Source organism: Streptomyces sp. PR69, from assembly GCF_026420845.1.
In the GTDB taxonomy this organism is placed as follows: domain Bacteria; phylum Actinomycetota; class Actinomycetes; order Streptomycetales; family Streptomycetaceae; genus Streptomyces.
Window position 1 is genome coordinate 216,392 of record NZ_JAOWCB010000002.1, and the last position, 19,118, is coordinate 235,509.

At 73.0% G+C, this 19,118-nt stretch carries 15 protein-coding genes, 2 pseudogenes and 1 riboswitch; of the genes and pseudogenes, 11 read left to right on the top strand and 6 right to left on the bottom strand.

All coding sequences use genetic code 11. The features are described 5' to 3' along the window. Nucleotides 1–3: 3 nt before the first annotated feature. The 11 genes and pseudogenes from OF819_RS02765 to OF819_RS02815 form a co-directional block, all read left to right on the top strand. Nucleotides 4–549 (top strand): annotated as a pseudogene (locus tag OF819_RS02765) (toxin); the annotation flags it as partial. Between the two features lie 101 nt (nt 550–650). After that, nucleotides 651–1,919 (top strand): annotated as a pseudogene (locus OF819_RS02770) (MAB_1171c family putative transporter); the annotation flags it as partial. A 698-nt stretch (nt 1,920–2,617) separates the two neighbouring features. Continuing rightward, nucleotides 2,618–3,163, top strand: coding sequence for a hypothetical protein (locus tag OF819_RS02775; RefSeq protein WP_267241791.1), 546 nt, complete (start codon nt 2,618–2,620; stop codon nt 3,161–3,163). A 233-nt stretch (nt 3,164–3,396) separates the two neighbouring features. Then, nucleotides 3,397–4,671 (top strand): MFS transporter, encoded by a 1,275-nt coding sequence (locus OF819_RS02780; RefSeq protein ID WP_267241792.1) that lies wholly within the window; start codon nt 3,397–3,399, stop codon nt 4,669–4,671. A gap of 86 nt (nt 4,672–4,757) precedes the next feature. Beyond that, nucleotides 4,758–5,348, top strand: a complete 591-nt coding sequence (locus tag OF819_RS02785) for a redoxin domain-containing protein (protein ID WP_267241664.1) — start codon at nt 4,758–4,760, stop codon at nt 5,346–5,348. A gap of 54 nt (nt 5,349–5,402) precedes the next feature. Next, nucleotides 5,403–6,323 carry a cytochrome c biogenesis CcdA family protein gene (locus OF819_RS02790; RefSeq protein ID WP_267241665.1) on the top strand — a complete coding sequence of 307 codons (921 nt, stop codon included), beginning with the start codon at nt 5,403–5,405 and terminating at the stop codon, nt 6,321–6,323. 61 nt (nt 6,324–6,384) lie between these two features. Then, nucleotides 6,385–6,508: riboswitch (cobalamin riboswitch) on the top strand. 203 nt (nt 6,509–6,711) lie between these two features. Further along, entirely contained in the window at nt 6,712–7,980 is a 1,269-nt protein-coding gene (locus OF819_RS02795; RefSeq protein WP_267241666.1) for an ABC transporter substrate-binding protein, read from the top strand. Next, nucleotides 7,977–9,083 (top strand): FecCD family ABC transporter permease, encoded by a 1,107-nt coding sequence (locus tag OF819_RS02800; RefSeq protein ID WP_267241667.1) that lies wholly within the window; start codon nt 7,977–7,979, stop codon nt 9,081–9,083. The genes OF819_RS02795 and OF819_RS02800 overlap by 4 nt, the downstream gene beginning before the upstream one ends. After that, nucleotides 9,080–10,138, top strand: coding sequence for an ABC transporter ATP-binding protein (locus OF819_RS02805; protein WP_267241668.1), 1,059 nt, complete (start codon nt 9,080–9,082; stop codon nt 10,136–10,138). Before OF819_RS02800 ends, OF819_RS02805 begins: the two co-directional genes overlap by 4 nt. Then, nucleotides 10,132–10,959: a (2Fe-2S)-binding protein gene (locus OF819_RS02810; protein WP_267241669.1), complete on the top strand. Its 828-nt coding sequence runs from the start codon at nt 10,132–10,134 to the stop codon at nt 10,957–10,959. The genes OF819_RS02805 and OF819_RS02810 overlap by 7 nt, the downstream gene beginning before the upstream one ends. A 14-nt stretch (nt 10,960–10,973) precedes the next feature. Next, on the top strand, nt 10,974–11,531 hold the full coding sequence (locus OF819_RS02815) for a hypothetical protein (protein ID WP_267241670.1): 558 nt from the start codon (nt 10,974–10,976) through the stop codon (nt 11,529–11,531). 54 nt (nt 11,532–11,585) lie between these two features. Here the strand turns inward: OF819_RS02815 and OF819_RS02820 are convergent, their stop codons facing one another. From OF819_RS02820 to OF819_RS02845, 6 genes are all read right to left on the bottom strand, one after another. Further along, nucleotides 11,586–12,305 (bottom strand): potassium channel family protein, encoded by a 720-nt coding sequence (locus tag OF819_RS02820; protein ID WP_267241671.1) that lies wholly within the window; start codon nt 12,303–12,305, stop codon nt 11,586–11,588. Further along, a complete protein-coding gene (locus OF819_RS02825; RefSeq protein WP_267241672.1) occupies nt 12,298–13,659 on the bottom strand; it encodes a TrkH family potassium uptake protein in 1,362 nt (453 codons plus the stop codon). The genes OF819_RS02820 and OF819_RS02825 overlap by 8 nt, the downstream gene beginning before the upstream one ends. A gap of 96 nt (nt 13,660–13,755) precedes the next feature. After that, on the bottom strand, nt 13,756–14,361 hold the full coding sequence (gene pspAB, locus OF819_RS02830) for a PspA-associated protein PspAB (protein ID WP_267241673.1): 606 nt from the start codon (nt 14,359–14,361) through the stop codon (nt 13,756–13,758). A 25-nt stretch (nt 14,362–14,386) separates the two neighbouring features. Then, nucleotides 14,387–15,298 (bottom strand): zinc metalloprotease HtpX, encoded by a 912-nt coding sequence (gene htpX / locus OF819_RS02835; protein WP_267241674.1) that lies wholly within the window; start codon nt 15,296–15,298, stop codon nt 14,387–14,389. A gap of 133 nt (nt 15,299–15,431) precedes the next feature. Further along, complete coding sequence (locus tag OF819_RS02840; protein ID WP_267241675.1) at nt 15,432–17,084, bottom strand: adenosine deaminase family protein; 1,653 nt, start codon at nt 17,082–17,084, stop codon at nt 15,432–15,434. An 899-nt stretch (nt 17,085–17,983) separates the two neighbouring features. Next, the gene (locus tag OF819_RS02845; RefSeq protein WP_267241676.1) at nt 17,984–19,111 is read right to left on the bottom strand and encodes a PucR family transcriptional regulator; all 1,128 of its coding nucleotides are present in this window, start codon (nt 19,109–19,111) and stop codon (nt 17,984–17,986) included. Between the last annotated feature and the right edge of the window lie 7 nt (nt 19,112–19,118).

Here is a 19,118-nt window from a genome sequence, read left to right on the forward strand (position 1 = left end):
CCCATGTCCATGCGCGAGCTGCGGAAAGAGTGCGAAGCCGGACTCGCCGACCTGCCCATCCCGGCTCCCTTCAGCATCGAGGGGCTGGTGGCCAATATGGAGGCGGCCCGCGGCCGCACCATCGTGCTGCGCGAGCTGCCCGACAGCCTGGCCCGGGTCAACGCCGCCTGCGGGCTGCGTTTGAAGGCCGGCGGCACCAGCTTCGTCCTCTACCGCAAGCGCCCGACCGCGTACCAGACGCAGCACGTCATCCTGCACGAGCTGTGCCACGAGTGGTTCGACCACGGCACGTCCCTGGACGCCGAGCAGCTCCAGGCGCTGCTGCCGGTCTTCGACGCCTCGCTGATCGGCCGGGTCCTCGCCGGCGGCGGCACGGTGCAGGCGCGGGCCCAGTACGACACCCATGACGAGCGGGTCGCCGAGTTCGGCGCGTCCCTCATCCCCCGTATGGCCCGGGACGTGGCCAGCGACGACATGGTCGGACGGCTGGCCAACTCCCTCTCCCGCCCCGTCGCCCACCGGCGGCGCGGCGTCTTCGGCCTCCGCCGCGGCGCTCCCGGCGCCCCCGGCAATCCCAACACCCCCGGCACCCCCGGCACTCCCCACGCTCCCGGCGCCCCCGGCGACCCCAGCGAACCCAAGGACCAACCGTGACCGCCCTCGACCTCGCCGGCTATCTCATCGCCGGGCTGATGACCGCCGTCGCCCTGTGGCGCATGCCCGCCGCCCTCTGGGGCGACGAGGAGGACAAGCGCCGCCGCGCCCTGTGGGGCTGTTACGCCGGGTTCGCCGCCGCCCTGTGGACGAAGACCCAGATCGTCCGCACCGAACTCAACAACAGCCCGGTCGTCGACCTCGCCGTCCTCATCAAGCACTACACGGCGACCATCGCGATCCTGGCCATCCTCAGCTATATCGTCGCGATCTACGGCCACTACCCGGAGGGCGGGACCGTGCCGCGCCATGTGCGGTTCGCCCGGGTGATCCAGCAGGTCGCGGCCAAGGCGTCGATCGCCACCCTGATCCTGCTCACGGTGCTGTTCTTCACCGTGGTGGACCGCTCCACCCCCTCCGACCGCTTTGTCTCCGACCATGCCGGCCAGTGGGGCGCGACGCTCTATATGACCGTCTTCTACCTCTACCTGGGAGCGGCGTCCGCCGTCTGCGCCTACCAGTGGGCGCTGGCCACCGCCAACGCCTCCGTACGGCATCTGCGCATCGGCCTCGGCATGATGACGTTCGCCATGTTCATCGGCGTCGGCTACACCGTCAGCCGGACGCTGTTCCTGTGGATCAGCGTCGTCGCGGAGCCCGGACGGGACTTCGCCCGCACCTTCGACAAGGCCACGGAACTGGCCCAGGTGGTGCTGTTCGCGTTCTTCGCCCTCGGCGCGTCCCTCCCCGCCTTCGGCAAGGGCTGGCGGCGCGCCCGGCTGTGGCGGGCCCAGACCCGGCTGCACCCGCTGTGGCGCGAGCTGATGACCGCCTTCCCCGACCAGCCCTTCGCGCCGCCCGCCCCGCTGGCCCGCGAACTCACCCGGTTCGACACCCCCGCCGATCTGCGCGTCGACCGCTGGTCCGCCGATATCGCCGACGCGGTGGAGAAGCTGCGGCACTATGTGCCCGACGCCCTCCTCCCGGCCGCCAAGGCGGCGGCCGCCCGTCGCGCCCCGGACGACCCCGACAGGGCAGGCCCGCTCGCCGACGCGTACTGGATCAGGGCCGCGCTCGCCGCCAGGAGCGACGGCGCGCCGGCCGGCCGGGCCGCGGCGGGCGTCGAGGCGAACCACGCCGCCGACCAGGACGGCGAGGTCGCCTGGCTGATGCGGGTGGCGGCGGCATTCCGCAGCATCGACGAGCGCCAGGCGCGGGAGGCGCTGACCGAAGCGCGCCGGGCGACGGCCGGTGAGCCGGCCACGGGCCCGACCGCGGAGTCGGCCGCAGGCCCCGCCGCACAGACGGCCACGCAATCGGCCGCGGGCCCCGCCGCGGAGTCGGCCGCAGGCCCGACCGCGCAGACGGCCACACAATCGGCCGCGGGTGCCGCCGCGCAGACGGCCACGCAGTCGGCCATAGGCCCGGCCGCACAGACGGCCGCCAGCCCCGCCACGCAGACGACCGCAGGCCCCGCCGCACAGACGGCCACACAGACGGCCGCAGACCCGACCGCGCAGACGGCCACACAATCGGCCGCAGGCCCCGCCGCACAGACGGCCACACAGTTGGCCGCAGGCCCGACCGCGCAGACGGCCGGTGAGTCGGTCGCAGGCTCGGCCGCGCAATCGGCCGCAGGCCCGGCCGGGGCCGCCGTATGAGCGCGACCGCTACCGGCATGCCCGCAGCCGACGAGCCCGGGGCGACCGCCGAGGCAACGGCCACCGCGGCCCGCGACCCGCACAAGGCGGCCCCGGAGGCAGCGACCGCCGAGGCAGGCCACCCACAGCAAGCAACCCCGACAGCAAGGAACCCGCAGACAGCGACCCCGACGGCTGGGGCGCCCACGGCAGGGCCCCCGGCTGCCGAGGCCGCGATCGGGACGGACGGCGGCGAGGCCACGACCAGGACAGGCGCCGCTGAGGCTGCGGCCGGGACAGGCGTCGCCAAGGCTGCCCGCCGTGTGACCGACGTCCTGCAGCCCCGCAACGTCCTCCTCGTCGGCATGCTCGGCATCGGCCTCGCCGCCGCCGGCGACTGGACCGGCCTGGCCTGGGGGTTCCTGGGCGCGCTGTGCGCGGGGCTCATCCCCGCGGGCTATATCGAGTGGGAGCGCGGCCGCGGCACCTGGGGCGACCGGCACGTCGTCGACCGCACCCAGCGCGCGCCGATCTTCTTCGTGATCCTCGGCTCACTCGGCACGGGCTCCGCCGTGATGGCCGCCGGCCAGGCCCCGGCCGGCATCCTCGCCTCGATGCTCGGGCTCTGGGCCATGACCGTCGGGCTCCTCGCCGTCAACACCGTGTGGAAGATCTCGGTGGACTCGGCGGTCGCCTCGGCCGTCGTCGCACTGCTGTCCGCCGTGCACTCCCCCTGGTGGCTGCTCGCCTACACCCTCACCGCCGCCGTCTGCTGGTCCCGCGTCGCGCTCTCGTACCACACCGTCGCGCAGACGGTCGCAGGAGCGTCCCTCGGAGCGGCCGCGGCGACGGCCCTGCTCTTCGTCTGACCACTGGCCGCTGACCGCCCTCGGAACGGCTGCGGGACGGCCGCGGCAGGGCGTATTTGCGCCAATCACCGGCCATCCGCCGGAGGCAGACCTTCCGATGCGGTGCAATGACGCCACGGGGTGCGGTGACGGCGGAGAGCACGGCACGCAGGGGAGGCGGCACGGTGGCAGGCGAGGACACGGCGGCGACGCCCCTGCGGGACCCGGCGGCGACGCGGACCGATCCGCGCGGCATGCGGCGGGTGGCGGCGGCCAGCTTCGTCGGCACGGCGATCGAGTTCTACGACTTCTTCATCTACGGCACCGCCGCGGCCCTCGTCCTCAACGAAGCATTCTTCCCCAACCTCTCCCCCGTCAACGGCACCCTCGCCTCGATGTCCACCTTCGCCGTCGCCTTCCTCGCCCGCCCCCTCGGCTCCGTACTCTTCGGCCACTTCGGCGACCGGGTCGGCCGCAAGGCCACCCTGGTCGCCTCCCTCCTCCTCATGGGCCTGTCCACGGCCGCCGTCGGGCTGCTGCCCGGATACCGGGAGTGGGGTGTATGGGCCCCCGCCCTGCTGGTGTTCCTGCGGCTGTGCCAGGGCATCGGCATCGGCGGCGAGTGGGGCGGCGCCGTTCTGCTGTCGGCCGAGCACGCGCCGCCCGGAAAGCGCGGACTGTACGGCGCGTTCCCCCAGTTCGGCCCGGCCGCCGGCTTCTTCGCCTCGACCGGCGTCTTTATGCTGCTGTCGGGCGTCCTCGACGACGAGGCGTTCCGCAGCTGGGGCTGGAGGCTGCCGTTCCTGCTCTCCTTCGCGCTGGTCGGGGTGGGCCTGGCGGTCCGGCTGAAGATCAGCGAAACGCCGGTGTTCGCCCGCGCGGCAGCCGCCCGCGAGACCAGCCGCGCCCCGCTGGCCGACGTCGTACGGCTGCACTGGCGGCAGCTGCTCCTCGGCGGCGGCGCGATGGTCGTCGTGTACGGGCTCTTCTACACCGCGACCACCTACGCCCTGTCCTACGCCACCTCTGCCGCCGTCGGCGTGGACCGCACCACGATGCTGCTGCTGTCCATGACCTCCGTCGCGCTGCTGATCGCCGGCACCTGGTGGGGCGCCGTCCGCTCGGACGTCCACGGCCGGCGGCGCGTCTGCCTCCTCGGCGCGGCGCTGTGCACCGTGTGGGGGCCGCTGCTGCTGGCGCTGCTGGACACGGCGCGGCCCGTGCTGGTGCTGCTCGGCCTCTGCGGCGCGCTCGCCTGCGTCGGCGTCATCTACGGCCCCATGGGCTCCTGGCTGCCGGAGCTGTTCTCCACGAAGGTGCGCTACTCGGGCGCTTCGCTGGCGTACAACCTGGGCGGGGTGCTGGGCGGGGCCGTCGCGCCGCTCGTCGCCACCCGGCTGCAGGACCTCTACGGCTCGCACGCCGTCGGCGGATACGTCAGCATCATGGGTGTGCTGTCGCTGGTGTGCGTATGGCTGCTGCCGGAGACCAGCGAGCGGGATCTCGACGCGGCCCCCGGCGCAAGGTGACGTCATCGAACCGTAAGAGTTGCGAAGGCCCACGGGACACCCGTCGGATCTAGCCTCAGGACGTCACCCGACCCACAGGAGCCGATATGCGCGCCCGTGCCCGTACCCTTCTTCCCGTTCCCGTTCTGCTGGCCGCCGCCCTGCTCACCGGATGCGGCTCGGGCGACGGCTCAGGCGGCTCCGGCGCGAACGCCTCCTCCAGCGCCACCCCGCCCTCCGAGGCGCCCCCGACGCCGGAGGAAACCGCCGGAGCGTCCGCGACACCCGAGGCCCCCGAGATCCTGCGCTTCACCGGAAAGACCGTCGACGGCAAGGACTTCGACGGCGCGACGCTCGCCGGAAAGCCGACCGTGCTGTGGTTCTGGGCCCCCTGGTGCCCCAAGTGCCGTGCGCAGGCGACGGAGACCACCAAAGTGGCCGCCGGCTTCGCCGACAGGGCGAACGTCGTCGGCGTCGCCGGACTCGACCAGAACGACGCCATGCGCGACTTCGTCTCACAGACCGGCGCCGGGACCTTCCCGCATGTCTCCGATGAGTCCGGCGAGGTGTGGAAGCGCTTCAAGGTGACCCAGCAGAGCGTGTACGTCATCCTCGACAAGGACGGCAAGGAGACCTACAGCGGAGTGCTGCCCGGCGGCAAGGGCCTGGCCGAGAAGATCGAGAAGCTCGTCGGCTGAGCGGCGGCCGGACACCGAGCCCACGACACCCCGCACAGGACAGCCCACACCGCCATGGCCGACCTCCCTCTCGCCCTCGCGCTCAGCGCCGGAATGCTCGCCGCGGTCAACCCGTGCGGCTTCGCCCTCCTTCCGGCCTACCTCTCCCTCCTCGTCCTCGGCGACGGCTCCCCCGGCCGTACGGCGGCCGTCGGCCGGGCGCTGACCGCCACCGCCGCGATCACCGCCGGATTCGCCGCCCTCTTCGGCGTCTTCGGGCTGGCGATCCTGCCCGTCGCGGGCCGGGTGCAGGAGCAGCTCCCGTGGTTCACCATCGGCTTCGGCACGCTGATGGCGGCCGCCGGGGCCTGGCTGGCCGCCGGCCGCCAACTGCCCGCGCTCGCGCCGAAGGTGCGGCGCGCACCGTCCGTGACCCGCTCGGCGCCGTCGATGGCGCTGTTCGGGATGGCGTACGCCGCCGCCTCGCTTGGCTGCACCATCGCGCCGTTTCTCGCCATCGTCGTCTCCGCCTTCCGCAGCGGCTCGACCGGCGAGGGGATCGCGCTGTTCCTCGCGTACGCCGCCGGAATGGGCATCGTCGTCGGAGCGGCCTCGCTGACCGTCGCCCTCACCCGCAGCGCGGCCGTCACCCGGCTGCGCGGCCTCGGCCGGCTCGCGCCCCGCATCGGGGGCGTACTGCTGCTGCTCATCGGCGCGTATGTGGCGTACTACGGCTGGTACGAGATCCGGGTGCGGCACGACCCGGCCACCGAGGACCCGGTCATCGACGCGGCGGGCACGGTCCAGCGGGCCATCGCGGACACCCTGGACGCGGCCGGCCCCGGCACCGCCGCCGTGGTCTTCGCGGCGCTGCTGGCCGCCGCCGGGGCCATGGCCGTACGGCGGCGCAAGCGGCCCGGCAAGCGACCCGACGGGGGGCGCGCGGGGGGCCGCGCGGGGAGCGCGGGCACGGGGGCGCACGGTAGCGCGGAGTGAGCCAGGCCCTAGCGCACCGGGTCCCCCTCTGCGATGCTTCCTGGCGACAACGCGACGGCGGACGAGGAAGCCGGTGAGATTCCGGCACGGTACCGCCACTGTGAAGGGGGAGCGACTCCGCCATGGCCACCGCCCGCTTGAGGGTGGGAAGGCAGGGGAAGCGTCGATCCCGAGTCAGGAGACTCACGCCGTCGCACCTCGACGTTCCGGGGCGGATTTCCCCGAGAGAGGACGGTGGCACCTGTGTGCCCGCGTTTCTGTGACAGCTCCTTCGTGCTGACCGCCGCGCCGTCCCCGAACCGCTGCTGAGCGGTTCCCGGCACCGGACGTCTTTCACTCACTTCCCCCACGCCGTCAGGCGTTTCCTTTTCGCACGCCAGGAGCCACCGTGCCCGTATCCCTGCCGCGCAGACGCACGCCCGCGCGCCGCCCGACCGCCGCCACCGCCGCCGCAGCCACCGCGTCGCTGCTCGCGCTGAGCCTTGCGCTCACCGCCTGCGGCGGCGACTCCCCGCCCCCCGCCGCGGACGCCAAGGCCGCCAGGAGCGGCGGCGAGGGCTGCATCGAGGACTTCGACCCCGCCAAGGACTACTTCCCCGTCAAGTCCCGGGTGGAGCACGCGGAGAACTTCACCCTCCGCTATGAGAAGAGCTATCAGGTCCTCACCGTCAAGGAGCCGTACCCCCAGGGCAAGCCGGAGACCTACGTCCTGGTCAAATGCGGCGCGCCCAAGCCGGAGCTGACCGGTGAGCTGGCGGACGCGCCGCAGCTCACCACCCCGGTGAAGAGCCTGTACTCCGCGTCCACCACGCATCTGCCGCTGCTGACCGAAACCGGCACGCTCGATGTGCTGACCGGCGTCGGCAACAGCAGCTACATCAGCTCGCCCGAGGTGCGTGAGCGGGTGAAGTCCGGCAAGGTTGCGGTGTACGCGGCCGACAACAGCATCGACGCGGAAAAGGTCATCGCGGCCAAGCCCGATGTGCTGATGACCGGCGGCACCGACGACCCGCAGTACCCCAAGCTGCGCCAGGCGGGCATCGCGGTCGTCGCCAACGCCGAGTGGCTGGAGCCCAGTCCGCTGGGCCGGGCCGAATGGGTCAAGGCGATGGCCGCGCTGACCGGCGCCGAGAAGCGGGCGGGCGAGCTGTTCGACACCATCGAGTCCGACTACGGCAAGGTCGCCGCCAGGGCCGCCAAGGCCGCGGAGAAGAGCGAGCCGGTGAAGGTGCTGCCCGGCGCCATGTACCAGGGCCAGTGGAGCATGGCCTCCGGCGGCAGCTACCTCGGCCGGCTCATCAAGGACGCCGGCGGGACGTACCCCTGGGCGGACGACAAGGGCACGGGCAACCTCCAGCTCAGCTTTGAAGCCGTGTACGCCAAGGGCGGCGACGCGAAGATCTGGCTGATGGGCGAGCAGTGGAAGTCCTCCGCCGACGCGGTCAAGGCGGACCGGCGGTACGGCGAGCTGGCGGCCGTCAAGGACGGCGAGATCTGGACGAACACCAAGGCCCTCGGCCCCGAGGGCGGCAACGACTACTTCGAGCGCGGTGTGCTGCGGCCCGATCTGGTGCTCGCGGACCTCTTCGCGATCCTGCACCCCGAGGAGGCGGCCGGTCACACCTTCACCTTCCACCAGAAGGTTCCCAGGGCGTGACGACGGTCACCGGCATACCGCCCACGGCCCGCGAGCCGGTCCCCGAACCGGCCCGCGGGCCCGCGCGGCGGCGGCTGCTCGTCGTCGGCGCACTGGCGGCGGGCACGGCCGCGCTGTTCGTGCTGACGATCGCCGTCGGCTCGTACCAGGTCCCGGTCGGGGAAGTGGTGCGTGCGCTGTTCGGGGACGACGGAGCCGATCCGCGGTGGGCCGTCATCGTCCACGAGGTGCGGCTGCCGCGCGCGCTGACGGCCGTCGCCGTGGGCGCGGCGCTGGCCGTGGCCGGGGTGCAGATGCAGACGCTGTTCCGCAACGCCCTCGCCGACCCGTTCTCCCTCGGTGTGAGCAGCGGGGCCAGCATGGGCGTGGCGGCGGTCGTCGTCACCACCGGCGGCGTCGCGGGAAGCTTCACCGGCGATCTGGCCGGGCTCGGCCGCATCGGCGTCATCGCCGCGGCCGCCCTCGGCGCGGCCTGTGTGCTGGCGCTGGTGCTCACCCTGTCGCGCTGGGTGCGGTCGGCGGTCACCCTGCTGGTCATCGGCGTGATGATCGGCTCGGCCGCGACCGCGCTGGTGAGCGTACTGCTGGTGTACGCCAGGCCGGAGCGCGCCCAGCAGTTCGTCATCTGGGGCCTGGGCAGCTTCTCCGCCACCACCTGGCCCGACCTCGCGGTGATGCTGCCCGTGATCGGCGCGGGGCTGCTGGCCGCGCTGCTGACGGCCAAGCGGCTCAACGCGCTGCTGCTCGGCGAGGACTACGCCCGCACGATGGGCCTCAACGTACGCCGCAGCAGGGACCTCGCGCTGCTCGGCACCTCGCTGCTCGCGGGGGCGGCCACCGCGTTCTGCGGTCCTGTGGCCTTCCTCGGGCTCGCCGTGCCGCATCTGACGCGGGTCGCCCTGGGCACCTCCGACCACCGGGCGCTCATCCCGGCGTCGATGCTCGCGGGCGCGTTTCTGGCGCTGGCGTGTGCGCTGCTGAGCCAGCCGCCGGGCATGGACGCGGTGCTGCCGCTGAACGCGATCACCTCCCTGTTCGGCGCGCCGGTCGTCATCGCCTTCCTGGTGCGGAGCCGCCGCGGACTGCAAGGGGTGACGCCATGACGGAACTCATGGAGACCGCGCCGGCCGAGGCCGTTTCCGCCCCGGCGGACGCGCCGCGGGAGGGGATCAGCACCCACGGGCTCACCGTCGGCTACCGCACACGCGGCGCGTTCGGCCGACGGCGCGAGCGTGCCGTGCTCGGCGGGCTTGAGCTGACCGCGCGCGCCGGGGAGCTGACCGTGCTCCTCGGCCCCAACGGCGCGGGCAAGTCCACCCTGTTGCGCACCCTGTGCGGACTGCTGCCGCCGCTTGCCGGGTCCGTGCGCATCGGCGGGCTCGACATCGCAGGCCAGTCCTCCGCGGCGCTCGCCCGCCGTCTCGCGGTCGTGCTGACCGACCGGGTGGACGCGGGGCTGCTGTCGGCACGCGAACTGGTCGCCCTGGGCCGCCATCCCCACACCGGGTTCACCGGACGCCTCTCCGCCGCCGACCACACGGCCGTGGAGTGGGCGCTGAACGCGGTGGCCGCCGGGCATCTCGCCGACCGGCCCGCCGCCGAACTCTCCGACGGCGAGCGTCAGCGGGTGCTCACCGCACGCGCGCTCGCCCAGGAGCCGTCGGCCGTGCTGCTGGACGAGCCGACCGCGTTTCTCGATGTGCCGTCACGGGTGGCGCTGACCGTGCTGCTGCGCGATCTGGCCCGCAGCAGGGGCCTGACGGTCGTGGTCAGCACCCATGATCTGGAGCTGGCGCTGCGCGTCGCCGACGCCGTCTGGCTGGTCGACCGCTCCTCCCGGGTGCATGCGGGCGCGCCGGAGGACCTGATCGCCCGCGGGGCGGTCGCCGCCGCGTTCGACGCCGAGCATCTGGCCTTTGACGCCGCCTCGGGCAGCTTCGGGCTGCGCCGCCCGGCGCGGGCGACGGTGGCCGTGGACGCGCCGCCCGCGCTGCGCCCGCTGCTGGAGAGGGCGCTGGCGCGGGAGGATCTGGCCATAGGGGACGGCGACACCCTCGTGACCGCGGACTCCGACGGGACGCTGACGCTGCGCGGGCGCGGCAGGACCGTGCGGACGGAGTCGTTCCAGGAGCTGGCCCGGGAGGTGCGGACATGGTGAGGGAGACCGTGCACACCACCACCGCCGCCGGACTGGCCGGCCGGCTGGAGCGGATCAGCGCCGTCGGACCGTACTTCGCCGTCCGCTGCGGCGATCTGCCGGACGCGGACGCCGCGGGCTTCCGTCCGCTGACCGAGCTGTACGAGGACGGCGACGCGCTCACCTCGTACACGGAGACGGTGCGCCGGCGCATGGGAGTCGACCAGCCGCGGGTCGCCGCCTCCACCGTGCAGCTGGGCACCGCCTCCCGGCTGTGGTCGATCGCCCTCGCCGCCGCCGTCGGCGGGCGGACGCCGGATCTGCATCCCCGGACGCTGTGGTGGCGGCCGGGCGCTTCGGGGCCGGCCGAGCTCTGGCTGCCCGTGCCGCGGGAGCTGCCGTACACGTCCGCGTACGATCCGGGCGCCCCGGAGGACCCGGCTGACGCCGTGCACCGCACCGTGGCCGAGGACAACCTCCGCCCTCTCGCCGAGGCCGTGCACCGCACGTTCGGCGTCTCTCCGCACATCCTGCGCGGCAACGCCGCCTCCGCCCTCATCGGCTCCCTGCGCGTGCTGCTCGCCCGCGTCCCGGAGGCCGACCGGGCGGCCGCCCTGGCGCTCGTACGCGATCTCCTCGACCGGGAGCCGCTGGCCGGGGCCGGGGACTTCGCCGCCGACGCGGACGGGAACATCTCCTTCCGCCGCCGCAGCTGCTGTCTGTACTACCGCGTGCCGGGCGCGGGCGTCTGCGGCGACTGCGTCCTCACCAGCCGAACCAGCGGGACCGGCCGAACCAGCCGGACCAGCCGGACCACCCGCGCCGCCCGCCCCAGCCGCTGAGAAAGGAAACGGTCATGACCGCCTCGGAGTACGCCGTCGTCGAGACCCCAGGCGGCGGCGTCCAGCATGTCTGGGCGCTGCCGGCCGACGAGTCCACCCTCCTCGACCTGATCACCGCCGTCTTCACCGACCACTGGCAGCACATCCACTTCGGCCCCATCATCGAGGGCGCCGCCTGGGAGGTCGGCGCGCCGAACGCGCCGACCCGCATCACCGTGAACGACGGCTATGCCACCGTCGACTTCGGGCCCTGGCACTTCCATCTGTGCATCGGCGAGCACACCGCGTCCGGGCCGGAGCTGGGCCGTATCCGCCGCTGCTCGCGCGCCGAGCTGTACCGCACCATCGGCCGGGACGGCGCGCCGGTCAGCTGGGGCCTGCGGCTCTTCAACGGCCGGGATGAGCAGATGATGACGGTCCTGCTGCCCAATCCGTTCCTCAGCGACCGCCAGTCCATCCTGGACACGCCCGACTTCGGCCGGCTCGCCGCCTGGGACGAGCTGCGGGAGCGGTTCCTGTCGCTGCCGCCCGATCCGCTGGACCGCACAGGCAAGGGTTTCACCCACGGCTAGGACTTCACCCACGGCTGAGGCGGCTCCGTCCGGTCCCGGGGCGGGCGGAACGGCTCAGCCCAGCTCGGAGAAGGTCTCCACCGCGCGCGTCTTGCCGGTCACGATGATCACATCACCCTTCTCGATGACCGTCTCGGCGGTCGCGTAGGTGAAGTCCTGTCCGGGCCGTTTGATGCCGACGACCGTGACGCCGTACTTGCTGCGCACGGCGCTCTGCCCCAGCGGCACCCCGGTGGCGATCTCCGGTGCGACCGTCTTGACCAGCGCGAAGTCATCGTCGAACTCGATGAAGTCCAGCATCCGGCCGGTCACCAGATGGGCCACCCGCTCGCCCATCTCATGCTCGGGCAGCACCACATGGTGCGCGCCGAGGCGTTCGAGGATCTGGCCGTGCTGGCGGCTGATGGCCTTGGCCCAGATATTGGGCACCTTCTCCTCCAGCAGGTTGGAGGTGACCAGAATGCTGGCCTCGATGTCGGTGCCGATGCCGACGACCGCGCTGGTGAACTCGTGCACGCCGAGCTGCCGCAGCACTTCCGGGTCGGTGCAGTCGGCGACGGCGGAGTGGGTGAGGACGTCGCTGTGCCGCTGGACGAGCCCGGGGTCGGTGTCGATGCCCAGCACATCCCAGCCGCGCCGGGTCAGCTCATGGGCGAGCGAGCTGCCGAACCGGCCCAGGCCGATCACCGCGACCCGCTGGTCGCCCAGCTCCGGATGCTGCTCGACGAGCCGCCTGCGGCGACGGCGGCGCAGTTGGTGCAGATAGTTACCCAATGACAGGTCGCTCCTCGGGTAGCTGGTAGCGGCGTGTGCGCTCGCGCAGGGCGAGCGCCGACACCAGGGTGATGGGCCCCAGTCGGCCGACGAACATCAGCATGATCAGGATCAGCCGGCCGGTGTCCGGGAATTCTGCGGTGATGCCGGTGGACAGACCGACCGTGCCGAAGGCGGAGACCGCCTCGAACAGCACATCCTCGAAAGGCGCCCGGATGACGGTGAGCAGCGCCAGCGTGGCGCTGATGACCAGGCCCACGCCCAGCAGCGCCACCGTCAGCGCCTGGCGCAGGGCGTGCGGCGCGAGACGGCGGCTCATGACGGTGGAGTTCGGTTCGCCGCGCACCTCGGCCAGCATGGCCGCGGCCAGCACCGCGAAGGTGGTGACCTTGATGCCGCCCGCGGTGCCCGCGCTGCCGCCGCCGATGAACATCAGGGTGCAGGTCATCAGCAGCGTGGAGGCTTCCATCGCGCCGATGTCCAGGGCGTTGAAGCCGGCGGTGCGGCTCATCGCGGAGTGGAAGAAGCTCTCCAGCAGCTTCTCGCCCCAGGTGAAGGGGCCCAGCGTCGCTTCGTTGCCCCACTCCAGCAGCGCGGTGAACAGCGTGCCCGACGCCAGCAGCGCAGCCGTGGTGACCAGGGTCAGCTTGGTGTGCAGCGACCAGCCCCGCCGCCCGGTGGTGCGCATACGACGCCGGTGCCGCAGCAGCTCCAGCAGCACCGGGAAGCCGAGGCCGCCCAGGATCACGGCGACGGCGATCGGCAGGGTCACCCAGGGGTCGGTGGCGTACCGGGTCAGGCTGTCCGCGTGCAGCCCGAAGCCCGCGTTGTTGAACGCGGAGACCGCGTGGAAGTACCCCAGATACACGGAGTGGCCCACGGACTCTCCGTACCCGAAGCGGAAGCGCAGCGCGAGAACGGTGCCGATGGCCAGCTCCACGGCGACGGTCGTGCCCGCCACTCCGAGCAGCACCCGGCGTACGTCTCCGATGCCCAGGCTCTTGGTCTCCGCCTGCGCGGTCAGCTGCATCCGCAGCCGCAGCCTCCCCGACACCAGCAGCGCCAGCAGGGACGCCATGGTCATGATGCCGAAGCCGCCGACCTGGATGAGCGCGAGGATGACGCCTTCGCCGAAGCCGCTCCAGTATCCGGCGGTGTCCACCACGACCAGACCGGTCACACAGACCGCCGACGTCGATGTGAACAGCGATGTGACGAAGTCCGTCGCGCCGCCGCCCTGGGAGGAGACCGGCAGGGCCAGCAGCGCGGTCCCCGCGAGGATCACCGCGGCGAAGGCCATCACGACCGTACGGGCCGGGTGTGTGGTGAACAGCTTCTGCCACACCCGCGTCACGCGTCCCGCCACCTGCCGGCCTTTCCGGAAATCTCATGCGCCAGAACCCTGCCGCGCGACAGGGCCGGAGAGACCCTACCTGTACGGACTTATCCGTTACACGGCAAGTCCCGGCGCGCCCCACACCGGGAACCAGCGGGACAGGTCCTTCTCGATGCGCAGATCGTCGGAGAGGAGGGACCTGATCTGGAGCTCAAGGGCGTTGTCGCGTTTCTCGGCGGCGCCGGGGAGCGGGGCGAAGGGGTAGAAGGCACCGCGCTTGTAGAGGTAGACGAGGGCCAGCGCGCGGCCGCCCGCCCGCTCTTCCTTCCGCTCTTTGAAACCCATCAGGGAGCAGAGGAGCTGCGGTCCGAAGCCGGCCTCCTGGAGGAGGGTGTTCACCGCATGCAGATCGTTGACCAGCGCGGCCGTGTCCTCGGCGGGGTGGCGGGCGAGCAGCCAGGTGTAGCCGTAGGCGTCCTGGCTGAATTCGACGGGAACGCCGCCGCGTGCGGTGTCGGCGTCGAGCAGCTCCCGTACGTCCTTCTGGAGCCGGCCGAAGGCCCCGCCTTCGACGCTGGCGAAGCAGACGGAGCCGACGCCGGTGGGGGTGAACCCGGCGGCGGCCTGGAGGGTGATGGCCGCGCCGGGGAGGGCGAAGAGCTGGTCGAGGTCGGGGCGTACGGGCTTGCTGCGCCCCAGGAGGGCGTCGAGGAATCCCACGGGGGTCTCTCCTTGTCAGCGACGGTCAGCGGCCGAGCTGGGCGGAGATGCGGCCGAGCTGGTCGAGGCGCTGCTCCAGGGTGGGGTGCGTGGACAGCAGCCGGGCCAGGCTCTCCTTGGAGGAGAACGCGGGCGCGAAGAAGAAGGCGTTGAACGGCTCCGCCTTGCGCAGGTCCCTGGTCGGTATCCGCGCCATCTCACCGTCGACCTTGGTGAGCGCGGCGGCGAGCGCGGAGGGCCGGCCGGTGAGCAGCGCGGCGGCGCGGTCGGCGGACAGCTCCCGGTAGCGGGAGAGGACGCGGGTGAGCAGGAAGCTGATGCAGTAGACCACCGCGCTGATCACGGGTATCAGGATCATGGCGATGGCGGTGCCGGCGTCCCGGCTGCTGCGGCCGAAGCCGCCCCAGAGCCAGACCCGGGTCATGACGCCGGCCAGCACGCCGAGGAACGACGCGATGGTCATCACGGCGACATCGCGGTGGGCCACATGGGACAGCTCATGAGCCAGTACGCCCTCAAGCTCCTCCGGCTCCAGCCGCCGCAGCAGCCCGGTGGTGGCGCAGACGAGAGCGGTCTCCTGGTTGCGGCCGGTGGCGAAGGCGTTGGGCACATCGCTGTCGGCGATGGCCACCCGCGGCTTGGGCATGTCGGCGAGGGCGCAGATGCGGTCAACCGCGCCGTGCAGCTCCGGGGCCTGCTGGGGGGTGACCTCGCGGGCGCCCATGCTGAAGGCGGCGATCCGGTCGCTGAACCAGAACTGGACGATGAACAGACCGCCCGCGATCAGCAGGATGACCGGCCAGGCGCCGCGCATCAGGGCCATCAGCACGCCGACGAAGACGACATAGAGCAGCCCGATGAGGAACATGGTGGTCACCATGCGGGCCGTCAGGCCCCGGTCGGGGGCGTAGCGGGTGTGGGACCGGGCTGCTGCCATCGGATGTCCCTTCTGCTCCTGCCCCGGCTGCCGCCGGGCTTGCCTCAGCTCAGATACGCTTCCCCTCCTCTCTCGATTGTGCCCTTTCGCTCATATTTGCGGGATAAATTCTTTCGGCAGTCAAAGCCTGCGGCTACGAGCGGGCGGCGTCAGCGTCGACGGCGGCCTCGACGGCGGTCTCGAAGGCGGCGAAGGCTCTCTCCTGCCGCCACTGCACGGCCGCCTTGGGGCTGGCGGCCAGGAATCCGGCGCAGGCGGCCGGCGGCGGGCCGAAGACCCGCGGGTCGGCGGCCCCCCGATGCGCGCCCCCTGGATCCGCGGTACGGCAGACGCTCTCCATGCGGTACGCGACAGGGTCCTGCCACAGGCTGCCGCCGGGCAGGAAGGCGTGCTCCAGCGAGGCGCGGGCGAGGTCCTTCAGCTCCGGATAGCTCAGGGCGTAGGTGCGGGCGGCGCGCTGGTACTCATGCGAGATGTCGATCCGGGAGACGCCCGGGTCGTCGGTGGCCAGCACCACCGGCACGCCGTACGCGCGGTACGCGGCAAAGGAGTGGTCCTCTCCCGCGACGCCGAGGATCTGCTCATTGCTGGTGAGCGGGACCTCGACGGCCACGCGCCGCGCGGCCATGGTCCGGGCGAGCCGCCGCCAGTCGTCCTCGTACGGCAGATCGACGCCGTGCCCGATGCGTTCGGCGCCTGCGGTGAGCACCGCCTCCCGGATGTGGAAGCGCAGGTCCTCGGGCTTGACCAGTCCCGGGACCAGTTCCCCGGCGTGCAGGGTGAGATGCGCGCCGGGGTAGACGGGGCGGAGCAGCCGGAGCATGCGCATATGGAGCCGGTAGTCGCGCAGCGCGATCTCGCCGTCCTCGGGCTGGACGAGATTGACGGCGACGAAGCGCGGGTCGGCCTCGGCGAGCCGCATGCCCAGCACCATCTGGGTGAAGACCTGCTCCGGAGGCGTCTCGCGCAGCACCTGGTAGATGTACCGGACCGGCAGCCGGCAGGCCCTCGGCTGCGGGCGGGCGGTGTCGCAGTGCGCGGCCCTGCGGAACTGCGCCGTCTCCTCGTCCGCCTCGGCGCGGGCCTGCGCGACGAGCCGTTCCATCCTGCCGCCGGCGAGCAGCGTGCGGTGCAGCCGCCGCAGGTCGGGGTCCCAGCCCACCTCGGCGGCCAGGGCCGCGGCCCCGTCCGACGCGGGGTTGACCATCGTCTCCAGATAGAGCTGGTTGTGGTCGACGAGGGACTGGGCGACCTCTGCGAGCAGCCTGCCGCCGTTGCCCTTGAGCACCTCGCCGAACTTGCCGAAGGAAGCGAAGAAGTGGTCGTGGCCGGACTGGCCCGGGGGCGCGCCCGCGGGAAAGTCCTGCATGGACCAGGCACGCAGCAGCGCACGGTGAAAGGCGGCGTCGGTGCGGGCGTCGACGGCGGGCCGTCTGCCCGGCCCTTCGCAGGGCGGCCGGACCGCGGTCAGCGTCTCCTCCTCGACGCACAGCCCGTCGTCGCCGGCGATCCGGATCAGCAACTCGGTCGTGGCCGCGCCCCCGAGATGACTGTGCAGCTCGCCCCCCTTGGGCATGGCCCGGAAAAACCTCCGCAGCGCGTCCGGCCGGTCCTGGACCCCCTCCAGATACGCGTCGACCCGGCGCTCTGCGGGCGTGACGGGGCGCGGGCGGGGGTGTGGTCGCGGTTGCTCCGCGGCGGGGGCGGGGGCGGCGGGCAGCAGACCCGCGAGGGCCAGCCCGCAGGCGAGGAGGACGAGACGTCGGTCAGTACGCGAAGAGCCCACCCCCGCATCATCGCCACCCCCGCCTCCCACCCGCCCCCGACAAGCGGACGCGCACCCCCGCGTCACCCGCACGCCCGACGACCCATGTGCCCCTGCGACACAAAGCCCCTGCCGAGAGGCTGCGGGGCACCCCAGAACCCGCGCTTCTGCAATGGCGAAGCCGCCGCACAATGGGCACGAAGCCCGGTGGTGTCCCGCCGAGTGGTGTGGCCGGTCAGCCTTGGCGGCTCCGCAGGCGGCGCAGTTCGGCCGGAGGCCGCCCGGGGGCCCGGGCGGCCTCCGCCATCCTGACCGGCTCGCGCGGCGCCGCGGAGCTTCGGCCGGGCCGGCCGATCACAGGCCATCCGGACCGGCACGGTCCGGATGGGCTACGCCACTGGGCGGAACGCCACTACGCGCGCGGAGCACCCCCGCCGCAACCTCCGGCGAGCCAAGCCCGCGACACCAAGAGCCCCTGCCGAGAGACTGCCGGGCATCCCTGAACCCGAACCCGCGGACCGAAGCCACCGCACCAGGCCCGCGGACCAGCGGCCCCCACGGCGCAAAGCCACTGCGCGGGGCGCGGGGCGCGGCCCCGCAAACCACCCTCCTCCGCGGACCGAAGCCGCCGCCGGGGAACTGCGGGGCATTCCAGCACCCACGATTCGACAGCGGCGAAGCCACCCCCGCCACAACCACCAGCGGGCCGCCGCACGGCGCAAAGCCACCGCGCGGGGTGCGGGGCGCAGCCCCCGCAGACCCTCCGCGGCGCGAAGCCGCCTCGCACGGGCGCGGGGGCAGCGGTCCCGCAAGACCCTCCCCGCGGCGCGAAGCTGCCGCGCACGGGGGGCCGGGGCGCAGCCCCGCAAACAACCCCCCTCCCCCGGAGGGGGGTCCGGGGGCGGAGCCACCGGGAGAACTCAGAACGCCTGGGACGGCCAGTCCAGCAGGCGCGCGCCGATCACCGCCGTCTGCAGCGTGTAGCGGTGCATCGGATCCGCCGGGTTCGACCCCGTCAGCTTGTGGATGCGCTCCAGGCGGTACGTCAGCGCCCGCACGCTCAGCGACAGCCGCCGCGCCGCCTCCGCGGACACGCAGCCCGAGTCGAAGTACGCGGTCAGCGTGTCCAGCAGCGGCACCGCGCCGCCGCGGGCGTTCTGCAGGGGGCCGAGGGTGGACCGCACCAGGTCCGCCATCGCCTGGCGGTCGCGGGCCAGGACCGGGAAGACCAGCAGATCCGCGGCGCGCAGCAGCGGTTCGTCGATGCCCATGCGCAGCGCCAGGTCGAGCGCGGTGAGGGCCTCCTCGTACGAGTGGACGATGCCGCCCGCGCCGGGCTGCGGGCGGCCGATCGCGACGCGTCCGCCGTCCGTGGCCGCGTGCGCCTGCTTGGCGAAGTACGTCAGCACATCCGTCTGGTCGCCGGGCGCGATGCACACCAGCCGCCCGTCCTTCGTGGCGATCAGAATGCTGCGGTTGCCGAAGCGCGCGCTCACCGCCTGGTCGACCCGCCGCGTCACCGGATGGGTGTCGTCGTAGGAGCGGTCGCCCTCCGCCGCCGCCACCGCGTGGGCATGTGACAGCAGCAGCCCGAACCGCTCAGCCCGCTGCGCCAGCCGCCCCAGGTCGCTGCGCCCGTGCAGCAGGTCGTCGATGAACTCCCGGCGGTCCGCGACCTCCTGCCGCACCGCCAGCCGCTGGGCCCGCTCGTACCCTTCGGCGAGCGCGTCCACGGCCTGCTCGACCGCCGCCAGCACCCGGTCCGTCCCGGAGGACATCCCCACAGACCCCGACCCCGACCCGGACCCGGACGCCGACCCCGACCCGGCCACGGCGCCCCTGGCCCGCGCGGGCCAGTGCTCGCGCGTCGCCGACAGATACGCCGAGACGAGCGCGCGCAGTGTGTGCCCCGCCTCCGCGGCCTGCTCCCCCAGCGCCCGCCGTTCCTCCAACTCGTCGCGCGTCAGCCGCCGTCCGGTGTCCGCCGCCTCCGCCAGGATCTTGTCGTACCCGGCCAGATACTCCTCTGGAATCTCCCGCCCCGTCATACGCGGC

Coding starts and splice junctions, on each gene's coding strand:
- OF819_RS02815 (WP_267241670.1), top strand. CDS start 10,974: ATGACCGCCTCGGAGTACGCCGTCGTCGAGACCCCAGGCGGCGGCGTC.
- OF819_RS02785 (WP_267241664.1), top strand. CDS start 4,758: ATGCGCGCCCGTGCCCGTACCCTTCTTCCCGTTCCCGTTCTGCTGGCC.
- OF819_RS02805 (WP_267241668.1), top strand. CDS start 9,080: ATGACGGAACTCATGGAGACCGCGCCGGCCGAGGCCGTTTCCGCCCCG.
- OF819_RS02845 (WP_267241676.1), bottom strand. CDS start 19,111: ATGACGGGGCGGGAGATTCCAGAGGAGTATCTGGCCGGGTACGACAAG.
- OF819_RS02810 (WP_267241669.1), top strand. CDS start 10,132: ATGGTGAGGGAGACCGTGCACACCACCACCGCCGCCGGACTGGCCGGC.
- htpX (WP_267241674.1), bottom strand. CDS start 15,298: ATGGCAGCAGCCCGGTCCCACACCCGCTACGCCCCCGACCGGGGCCTG.
- OF819_RS02790 (WP_267241665.1), top strand. CDS start 5,403: ATGGCCGACCTCCCTCTCGCCCTCGCGCTCAGCGCCGGAATGCTCGCC.
- OF819_RS02780 (WP_267241792.1), top strand. CDS start 3,397: ATGCGGCGGGTGGCGGCGGCCAGCTTCGTCGGCACGGCGATCGAGTTC.